10 protein-coding genes are annotated in these 9,404 nt (G+C 68.4%); 5 read left to right on the forward strand and 5 right to left on the reverse strand.

The window, feature by feature from the left end:
• Positions 1–4: 4 nt before the first annotated feature.
• Positions 5–829 carry a serine hydrolase domain-containing protein gene (locus ACSMFO_RS07510; protein WP_436457611.1) on the forward strand — a complete coding sequence of 275 codons (825 nt, stop codon included), beginning with the start codon at positions 5–7 and terminating at the stop codon, positions 827–829.
• Here ACSMFO_RS07510 and ACSMFO_RS07515 read toward each other — a convergent pair.
• A complete protein-coding gene (locus tag ACSMFO_RS07515) occupies positions 819–1,760 on the reverse strand; it encodes a D-2-hydroxyacid dehydrogenase family protein (RefSeq protein WP_436457613.1) in 942 nt (313 codons plus the stop codon). The two genes, ACSMFO_RS07510 and ACSMFO_RS07515, sit on opposite strands and share 11 nt — an antisense overlap.
• Before the next feature lie 48 nt (positions 1,761–1,808).
• On the opposite strand from ACSMFO_RS07515, the gene ACSMFO_RS07520 reads away from it, so the two are divergent.
• Together ACSMFO_RS07520 and ACSMFO_RS07525 are read left to right on the forward strand one after the other, a co-directional pair.
• A complete protein-coding gene (locus tag ACSMFO_RS07520; RefSeq protein WP_436457614.1) occupies positions 1,809–2,144 on the forward strand; it encodes an NIPSNAP family protein in 336 nt (111 codons plus the stop codon).
• 13 nt (positions 2,145–2,157) lie between these two features.
• Positions 2,158–2,787, forward strand: coding sequence for a maleylpyruvate isomerase family mycothiol-dependent enzyme (locus ACSMFO_RS07525; RefSeq protein ID WP_436457615.1), 630 nt, complete (start codon positions 2,158–2,160; stop codon positions 2,785–2,787).
• 3 nt (positions 2,788–2,790) lie between these two features.
• On the opposite strand, the gene ACSMFO_RS07530 is transcribed toward ACSMFO_RS07525, so the two are convergent.
• Positions 2,791–3,990: an endonuclease/exonuclease/phosphatase family protein gene (locus ACSMFO_RS07530; RefSeq protein WP_436457617.1), complete on the reverse strand. Its 1,200-nt coding sequence runs from the start codon at positions 3,988–3,990 to the stop codon at positions 2,791–2,793.
• 140 nt (positions 3,991–4,130) lie between these two features.
• On the opposite strand from ACSMFO_RS07530, the gene ACSMFO_RS07535 reads away from it, so the two are divergent.
• Entirely contained in the window at positions 4,131–4,553 is a 423-nt protein-coding gene (locus ACSMFO_RS07535) for a hypothetical protein (RefSeq protein ID WP_038515630.1), read from the forward strand.
• Positions 4,554–4,570: 17 nt separating this feature from the next.
• Entirely contained in the window at positions 4,571–5,239 is a 669-nt protein-coding gene (locus ACSMFO_RS07540; protein ID WP_038523833.1) for a TetR/AcrR family transcriptional regulator, read from the forward strand.
• 65 nt (positions 5,240–5,304) lie between these two features.
• Here the strand turns inward: ACSMFO_RS07540 and ACSMFO_RS07545 are convergent, their stop codons facing one another.
• The 3 genes from ACSMFO_RS07545 to mltG all read right to left on the reverse strand — a co-directional run bounded on the left by ACSMFO_RS07545 (position 5,305) and on the right by mltG (position 9,299).
• Positions 5,305–6,558: a GrpB family protein gene (locus ACSMFO_RS07545; RefSeq protein ID WP_436457620.1), complete on the reverse strand. Its 1,254-nt coding sequence runs from the start codon at positions 6,556–6,558 to the stop codon at positions 5,305–5,307.
• A gap of 442 nt (positions 6,559–7,000) precedes the next feature.
• The gene (locus ACSMFO_RS07550; RefSeq protein ID WP_436457658.1) at positions 7,001–7,831 is read right to left on the reverse strand and encodes a shikimate dehydrogenase; all 831 of its coding nucleotides are present in this window, start codon (positions 7,829–7,831) and stop codon (positions 7,001–7,003) included.
• A gap of 13 nt (positions 7,832–7,844) precedes the next feature.
• The gene (mltG, locus tag ACSMFO_RS07555; RefSeq protein ID WP_436457622.1) at positions 7,845–9,299 is read right to left on the reverse strand and encodes an endolytic transglycosylase MltG; all 1,455 of its coding nucleotides are present in this window, start codon (positions 9,297–9,299) and stop codon (positions 7,845–7,847) included.
• Between the last annotated feature and the right edge of the window lie 105 nt (positions 9,300–9,404).

Consider the following 9,404-nt stretch of genomic DNA (forward strand, 5'->3'; position numbering starts at 1 on the left):
TGGCATGGAAAGCGTGCGCAGGATCGAACAGTGGCCGGTGGACAACGCCGCCACGGCCGTGGTGACCGCCGCCGGTGACGTGCTGGGCACGCACGGCGACCCGACGAAGGTGTACCGGCTGGCGTCGGTGACCAAACCGCTCACGGCCTACGCCGCGCTGATCGCCATCGAAGAGGGCGTCGTCGAACTCGACACCCCCGCCGGGCCGGAGGGCTCCACGATCCGGCATCTGCTCGCGCACACCTCGGGCCTGGCCTTCAACGAGCACAAGGCGATGGCCGCGCCCGGCAACCGGCGCCTGTACTCCAACGCCGGCTTCGAACAGCTCGCCGACGCGCTCACCGAGCATTCCGGCATCCCCTTCGCCGACTATCAGGCGGAGGCGCTCTTCCAGCCGCTGGGCATGACGGCGACCAAGCTGACCGGCTCCCCCGCTTCGGGCGCGGAGTCCACTGTGGACGACCTGGTCGCGTTCGCCGCCGAACTGCAGGCCCCGAAGCTCATCGCCGCCGAAACGGTGCGCGAGGCGACTTCCGTGACCTTCCCCGGCCTTTCCGGTGTCCTGCCCGGCTTCGGCCACCAGAAGCCGAACGACTGGGGCCTCGGCTTCGAGATCCGCGACCACAAGAGTCCACATTGGACCGGTTCGTCGAGCTCGCCGCGGACCTTCGGCCACTTCGGGCAGTCCGGCACCTTCCTCTGGGTCGACCCCGACGCCGGCGCGGCCTGCGTCGCGCTCACCGACCGCGCCTTCGGCCCGTGGGCGGCCGAGGTCTGGCCGCCCTACACCGACGCCGTGCTGGCGGAGCTGCGCGGCTCTACTCCATGACACGGATCGGCGAACCCGCCTGGAAGGCCGCGATGTCCTCGACCGCGTCGCGGTAGAAGATCTCGTAGGCCTCCCGGGTGACGTAGCCGATGTGCGGGGTGAGCACGACGTTGTCCAGCGTCCGCAACGGATGCTCAGACGGCAGCGGCTCCACGTCGTAGACGTCCAGTGCGGCGACCGCGATCTCCTTGCGGCGCAAAGCGTCCACTAGTGCGGCTTCGTCCACGATCGGTCCGCGCGAGGTGTTGACCAGCATCGCCGTCGGCTTCATCGCGGCGAGTTCGGCCGCGCCGACCAGCCCGCGGCTGCGGCCGCTGAGCACCAGATGGACGGACAGGACGTCCGCGCGGGCGAACAGTTCGTCCTTCGACACCGCGGTCACCCCGTGCGGGTCGGCCTTCTCCTGGGTGAGGTTCTGGCTCCACGCGATGGTCTCCATGCCGAACGCCTGGCCGATCTTGGCCGCGCCGGCGCCGAGCCTGCCGAGCCCGAGCAGCCCGAGCGTCTTGCCGGCCAGGATCGTGCCGACGGTGGTCTGCCAGCCGCCCTCGCGCATGTTCCGCGACTCCACCGGCACGTTCCGCGCGGCGGCGAGGATCAGCGCCCAGGTGTGCTCGGCCGCGGGGGCCGCGATGTACCCGGTGGACGAGACGACCACGCCGTTGCGCCGGGCGGCGGCCACGTCGATCGCGGCGTTGCGGTGGCCGGTGCTCACCAGCAGCCTGAGCGCGGGCAGCCGGTCGAGGACTTCGGCGGGGAAGCGGGTGCGTTCGCGCATCGCCACCACGACCTCGAAGTCACGCAGGCGGCCCACCACGTCGGCGGGATCCGCGAACGGCTTCGTGAACACCTCGATCTGGGCGCCGAGGGAGTCCCAGTCCCCGAAACCGAGCGCCACTTCCTGGTAGTCGTCGAGAATCGCGATCTTCATGCTCCCCAGGCTAGAGTCGGCGCCGGAACCATGCCCGGGGAGGCCACCATGATCCTGGAAGTCCGCACCTACCGGTTGAAACCCGGGACGAGCGGGGAATTCCTCCGCGTGATGCGCGACGAGTCCGTTCCCCTGCTGGAGCGCGCGGGGCTGCGGGTCGTCGACTTCGGACGGTCGCTGGTCGCCGAGGACGGAAACGAGGAGGCCTACCTGATCCGCGCATTCGGCTCTCTCGAAGAACACGAACGGCAGGAACGCGAGTTCTATGGCAGTGAGGCCTGGCTGACGGGCCCGCGCGAGGCGATCGTCTCGCGGATCGAGAGCTACCACACGATCGTCATGGAGACCTCCGAAGAGGCGGTCAAGGCGCTCGGACAACGGTGACCGGAGGAACGGGATGCACGAGGGCGGGATCCTGGCCTGGACCGAAGCGGAGCGGCTGAGCTTCGCCGAACTGCTGGAGGGGCTCGACGACAAGGACTGGTCCACCAAGACACTCTGTCCGGAGTGGACGGTCCACGCGATGGCGGGACATCTCGCGCAGACCACCAGGAACCGGCTCAAGGACACCCTCACCGGCATCGTGAAGGCCAAGGGGAACTGGGACCGGATGAACACCGGCCAGGCCATCGCCTACGCCGCCCGGTTCTCCCCCGCCGAACTCGTCGCCCAGATCCGCGAGGACGCCGGATCGGCCCGCCGCTCGCCCGGCGCCAAACCGATCGACCCGCTCGCCGACGTGCTCATCCACGGCCAGGACGTCGCCCGCCCGCTCGGTATCGCGCGCCCGATGCCGGAGAAACCCGCCATCGCGGCACTGGAGCACCTGCTCGTCAGTCCGTTCTGGGGCGCGAAGAAACGTTGCAAGGATCTCCGGCTGATCGCCACGGACGCCGACTGGACCGGCGGAACGGGCCCCGAGGAGGTCCGGGGCCCGCTCGTCGACCTGCTGCTGTCCGTGAGTGGCCGGAGCACCGGGCTGGCCACCCTGACCGGCCCGGGCGCGGCGCTGCTCGGCGCCCGCTGAGCCCTACCGGCGCGGGACGAACACGTCGACGCGCACCAGGTGGTGGTCCGAGGCGTCGTTGAGCCGGGCCAGCGGTGAATCGGGCAGCGGCCAGAAGACCTCGGCACGCCAGGGGATCAGGCCCTTCGACGGCAGGACGTAGTCGATCCGCAGGTTCCCCGGCGCCTTGTCGTTGAAGTCGCCGGTGTCGAAGTACGGGTCGCCCTTCTGGCCGATGTTGGCGCCCGCCTGGTCCTGAGCGGCCCGTACGCCGCCTTCGCTCCCCGGCCGGGTCTCGATGACGCGCGGCGCGTTCAGCAGGCGTGAGATGGCGCCTGGGACGCTGTCGCCGTCGAGCGGGTCGGAGTTGTGGTCGCCGGCGATGACGAACTTCTCGTGCGCGCCCAGCCCGCCGCGGCGGCCGCGGTCGTCGTGGATGTAGCGGCCCTTGCCCGGGGTCACGTAGTCCGCCCAGAAGCGGATCTCGTCGTTGTTGCGGGTGCCGTTGCGGTCTTCGGGACCGTCGAAGGTGGGCGGCGTCGGGTGCGCGGCAAGGAAGTGCACGGTCGAGCGGCCGACCCGGATCGGAACGTCCCAATGGGACTTCGACGACAGGCGCAGCACGTCGAGTGCCTGCGGCGAGTACCAGTCGTTCGGCGCGGGGGTGGCCGGGTCGTCGGGCAGCAGCGCGCCCGGCATGTCCTTCCAGAGGAACTTCTGGAACGTCCGCACGCTCTTGGTGTCGATCGGGTACTTCGACAGCACGAGCATGCCGTACTGGCCCTCGAAGAGGCCGAAGCCGTGCGCGTCGTTGCCGCCGCCGACCTTGCCGTCGCGGTCGAGGTCGAAACCGGTCGCGACGCCGGTGTTCGAGGGCGCGGTGAAGGCGTACGGGTAATCGATCGGGGCGGCGCCGTTCTGGCCGCGCATCAGGTAGTTCTCGCGGAACAGGTCCGCGGCGCGGTTGCCGGGCACGTAGTCGAATTCGTTGATCAGCAGCACGTCGGGCCGGTTGCGCTGGATCACCTCGGCGACCTCGTTCGCCTGCGCGTTGCCCGGCTGCGACAGGTCGGTCACGAGCTGACCGGGGGCCCCGCGGTTGAGCGAAGCGTTGTACGTCGCGAAGCGGACGTTCTGCCCGGCGGCGGCTTCCGCCGGTGTGGCGGCCAGCAGCGTCCCGGCGAGCACGGCGCCCGAGGTGAGCACGGCGGCGATGCGTTTCACGTTCCTTACCTCCCAGAGTTCGAGGCGACCTTACGCATCCGTCGTGACCGGTGGGGTGAGGTTCAGGTGAACAGCGCCTCTTGAACACGTTCAAAATCTGGGCTACGGTTCTTCTTGAACACGTTCAAAAGGAGGCCCCCATGCAACCCGTAGTCATGGCCTACGCGCTCTACCTGGTCATCACCGTGCCGCTGACCGTGCTGGTCGCGCGCACGCTGAGCAGGCACGGCAAGACGTTCCTGGAAGACGTCTTCCAGGACAAACAAGCGCTGGCGCATTCGGTGAACCAGCTGCTCGTCGTCGGGTTCTACCTGGTCAGCCTGGGTTTCGTGACCCTGTTCCTGACCAGCGACGACACCGTCCTCGACGCACGCGACGTCTTCGAGATGCTGTCGGTCAAGGTCGGCACCGTGGCACTCGTGCTCGGCGTGATGCACGTCGGGAACGTGCTGGTGTTCAACGGGATCCGGCGCAAGCACCTCAGCCACGCCACCGAACGGCCCGCGCCGGTGCCGCCGCCCTACCCCGGCTACCCGGCGCCCGCTCCGCACCCGGCGCCCTGACCGGATAACGTGCAGTGGTGGCGAAGAGTGAGGAAACCAGGTCACTGATCGTGGCGACCGCGTTGCGGCTGTTCGCGGAGAACGGCTACGACCGCACGACCATGCGGGCCATCGCCGCCGAAGCGGGCGTGTCGGTCGGGAACGCCTACTACTACTTCGCCTCGAAAGACCAGCTGATCCAGGGTTTCTACGACGAGATCGCGAAGGCGCACCTGACGGACGCGCGCCAGGCGATCGAAGGTGAGCGGGACTTCAGCGCCCGCCTCAAGACCGTCCTGCTCACCTGGCTCGACGTCGCCGAGCCGTACCACCGCTTCGGCACCCAGTTCTTCGTCAACGCCGCCGACCCGGACTCGCCGCTGAGCCCGTTCAGCGAGGAGTCTTCGCCGGCGCGGGACGCCTCCGTCGGCCTGATGCGCGACGTCATCGCCGACTCCGACGTCAAACTCGACCCGGATCTGCGCGACGACCTGCCCGATCTCCTGTGGCTGTACCAGATGGGGGTCGTGCTGTTCTGGGTCCACGACCGGTCCGCCGGGCAGAAACGCAGCCGGATCCTGGTGGAACGGACGGTGCCGCTGATCGCGCGGCTGGTGGGGCTTTCGCGGTTGCGGGTGCTGCGGCCGGTCAGCCGGGAGATCGTTTCGCTGATCAGGGACCTGTCGAAGCGGGACGACGTCGCCTGACACGCATTTAGTCCTCTGAATGCGATAGGGAAAACCGCATCCAGAGGACTAAACGCGGCGTGGGGTCAGGACTCCCGGACGGTCCGGAAGTACAGGAACCGCGGTTCGGTCCGCAGTTTCGCGTACCACCGCGGGTCCGATTCGGCGATCGCCTCGTCCGGCATCGGCTCGACCAGCCTGTCGACGGCGAACCCGGCGTCCCGCACCGCGCCGAACGTCCAGCTCAACGGCCGCCGGTAGAAGCGGACCTGTTGCCCCGCCGGGAACTCGTCTTCCAGGAGTTCGAGCTGGAAGTAGTTCCGCTTTTCGAACCACCGCCAGTCCTCGCCCGGATGATGCACCGAGAACACCAGGAGCCCACCCGGTTTGAGCACCCGCCGGAACTCCGCCAGCGCCGGCGCCCACTCCTTCAGGTAATGCAGCACCAGCGACGCCGTGATGACGTCGATCGAGGCGTCCTCCACGAAGGGCATCGGCCGCGAAACGTCCGCCGTCTCGAATTTCGCGACGTGCCCGAACTTCTCCCTGGCGACGGCGACCATGCCCGAGCTGGCGTCGACGCCGAGGACGTCCGCGCCCTTCTCGGCGAGCAGGGCGCTCAAGTGTCCCGCCGCGCTGCCGACGTCCAGCACCCGCTTGCCCGCCACGTCCCCGGCCAGCTCCACGATGGCGGGACGGTCGTAGTGGGCGTTGGTGCTACTGGTCTCGGCGTGCGCCGCGTAGAGCCGCGCGAACCCGTCGTACTGGGCCGCGCGAGCCCGCTCGATGATCGCGTCGACCACGTCGTTCTTGGCGTCGGCGTAGTGCTGGATGTACTTCCAGGTGCGCGACGCCAGTTCGCGTTTCTTGGCCTCGTAGAGCTTCCGCTCGTCCTCGTGCGCGATGAGCCGGTCGCGGAAGAGGCGGTAGCGCTCGGTCTGGCCGTTGTCCGGCGAGTAGACATGCAGGTTGATGTTCGTGTCCGGCCCTTTGAAGCAGCGGTGCTTCTCCCACTCCGGCTCGCGGATGACGAGTTTGTAGCCCTCGGCCTCCAGCTGCGGCACATAGGTTTCCTCCTCGTCCGAATCCGCGACGATCAGCATGATGTCGATGATCGGTTTCGCGCACAGTCCCGGCACCGACGTGGAGCCGACATGCTCCAGGACCAGCGCGCGTTCCCCCAGGATCCCCCTGATGCGCTTGGCTTCCCGGTCGAACAGCTCAGGCCACTCCGGGTCGTACTCGGCCAGGGTGACGGTGGAATTCATGACCGGAGCCTCATCGACCCACGAGTTGTTGATGTCTTCTTCGGTGTAGTGGTCTCGATCTGGTTTAGGCATCGACCCCTTGTTCCTTCCTCAAGGCAGTCGGCCAGATTATCGAACCCAGGCGATCTTGTCAGGCGCTTTCACCGAAGAAGGTTCCGCTCACCGGTCCTGTTCTGGGGTACATGAAGGCCCCCTTCCTTGCGTCTAGCGCAAGGAAGGGGGCCTTCATGTACCCCAGCCGTCCGGGTCGTGGGAGTCGTGAGTGATTTCGGTCGTTAGAACGACCCAAATCACTCACGACGGGCCGACACCTCGCCCGCTACCTGCGCAAACGTGACCCGCTCGCAACGCCTGTGCGCGGGGGCGGGATTCGCTCCGTTCCAGACCGGGTGGAGCGTTGTCGATGAAGGATTGGGGACGTTCACTGTCCCCAATCCTTCATCAACGAATCCAAAGTCCCTCAAGGAGGCCTTCACCACCCGCCGAGCCGTGCGACCTGGTTCCCGTGGTCCGCTCAGCCGATCGGCAGGGAGAGGATCCCGCCGGTCGCCTCACGCAGCGCGTCCCGCATCTCCGCCCGCGGCGCGGGCCGTCCGGTGAAGTACTCGGACTGCCCGAAAGCCTGATGCAGCAACATGTCCAGCCCGGTCGCGAGCCGCCCGCCCCGCTCGGCGACGGCTTCGGCGAGCGCGGTCGGCCAGGGGTGGTAGATGACGTCGAGGACGCACGCGATCCCGGACAGCTCCGCCAGATGCGGCCGGACGGCGTCCGGGGGCACGGTGTTCACCAGCACCGCCGAATCCGCCGCGAGCTTCCCGAAGTCGGCTTCGGCCCAGCGCAGGACCTCGACGTCGAGCCCGGCCCGCTGAGCCGCCTCGACAGTTTCCGTCGCCCGCGCCGGATCCCGCACGACGAGCCGGACCGTGCGCACGCCGAGCGAAGCCAGTCCGACGACGGCCGCGGCGGCCGTCCCGCCGGCACCGAGAACGACACCGGCGTCGTCCGGGCCGGGCGAGTACTCCCCCGCGATCCGCAACGCCTCGGTGACGCCGTCGACGTCGGTACAGTCCGCCAGCCAGCCGGTTTCCCGGCGCACCAGCGTGTTCGCCGCGCCGACCGCCGCCGCGCGTGGCGTGACCTCGTCGGCGTGGTCCAGCGCGGCCCGTTTCCCGGGCATCGTCACCGAGAGCCCGGTCCACTCCGGACCGAGGCCGTCGACGAACGCGGGCAGCCCGGGACCGTCCATCTCGACCCGCTCGTAGGTCCAGCCGTCCAGGCCCAGCGCGCGGAACGCGGCACCGTGCAGCACGGGCGAGAGCGAGTGTTCGACCGGTTTCCCGAGGATCGCGGCCTTGCGCTTAGTAGACACCGCGCCTCTGTGCGTCCAGCTTGGCCTTGTTGTGCTCGTCGTTCGTCACCGTGAAGCAGGAAAGCCCGTTCTTCTCGCATTTGACGAAGAACAGCCACTCCCCCGCCGTCGGCTTCAGCGCGGCTTGGATGGCCTCCGCGCTCGGGACCGCGATCGGTGTCGGGGTCAGGCCGACCGACTTGTAGGTGTTGTAGGCGCCCGCTTTTTCCCGTTCTTCGGGTTTGGTGAGCAGGGTCGGCCGGTCGAGGACGTAGTTGATCGTCGAGTCCATCTCGAGCCGCATCTTCTCGTCGATCCGGTTGTAGATGACCCGCGAGATCTTCCCGAAGTCGGCCTTCACCGCCTCGCGTTCGATGATCGACGCGATGACGAGCGTCTCGTACGGCGTTTTCCCCTCGCCCTTCGACTGCTCGCTCAGCCCGGCGTTGAGGATGCGGTCCGCCGACGTCTTCACGACGTAGGTGAGCAGTTCTTCGGCCGTCCAGCCGGGCTTGATGTCGTAGATACCCGGGGCGATCAGTCCTTCGAGGCGGCGGTCCTTGTGCTCGGCCTTCGTCGCGGGCTCGATGGCCCACGCCGGGACGCCCAGTTTCACCAGGTCCGCGTTCTCGATCGTCTTGCGCAGTTCCTCGACCGGCACACAGGTGCTCGTGCCGTTCAGGTCGGCGCAGGAAGCCTTGGACAGCAACGTGTACACCCCGGGCGTCACCTTGCCGTCGGGCTGGGTGATGTCGTGGAACTGGGTGTACGGCCGGATTTCGACCTGGCCGACCTTCGACGCGGGGGCGATCATCTTCTCGACCGCGCTGGCCCCGGACATCTTCGTCTTCATGACGTAGTAGCCCTGCTGGAGCCGCGAGACGGCGGTGTTGTCCTCGCCCGCCTTCACGAACGCCTTGCCGCTGGCGACCACCCCGGCCGCCTGCAGCCGGTTGCCGATCGCCGACGTCGAGTCGCCCTTCTCCACCTGGACGAGGACGTCGCTCTCGCCGGTGCCCTCGTAGTCGTCGTAGCCGAAGATCTCGGTGAAGCCGTAGTAGGCGCCGCCGGCGAGCAGGACGAGCACCGTCAGCGCGGCGATCCAGCCCAGCGCGCGCTTCTTCTTGCGCTTCTTGGGCGGCGGCCCCTGACGTTCCGGGCGCTCGTCCTCGATGCGTTCCGGTTCGGCACGGTCCTCGTCGTCGTATTCCTCGTAATCTTCGTAATCTTCGTAGTCGTCGTACTCGTCATAGTCGTCATACGCGTCGTCGCCGAAGATCTCGTTGTATTCCTCTTCGCTGCCTTGAGGCGGCGAAGAAGGAGCCGCGCCGGGGCGCCGGGCCAGCGGCGCCTCCTGGATCGCGGGGAGGACGTCGGTCGGCCGCTCGTCCGGAAGCGGACCGTCGTCCTCGCGGCGCCTGCGGCGGCCGGGACGGGGGGTCTCGTCCTGGGCGTAGGCGGGCATGCCAATACCCCGGTCACCCGGCTGGGGGGACCGCCGCTGCGGCGCGGGGGGCGGCGGAGGGACGGCCTGTTCCGGAGCCCGCCTGTCCGGGGCTGTACTCGGTGC

Origin of the sequence: Amycolatopsis sp. w19, from assembly GCF_051373225.1 — a bacterium.
Classification (GTDB): domain Bacteria; phylum Actinomycetota; class Actinomycetes; order Mycobacteriales; family Pseudonocardiaceae; genus Amycolatopsis; species Amycolatopsis japonica.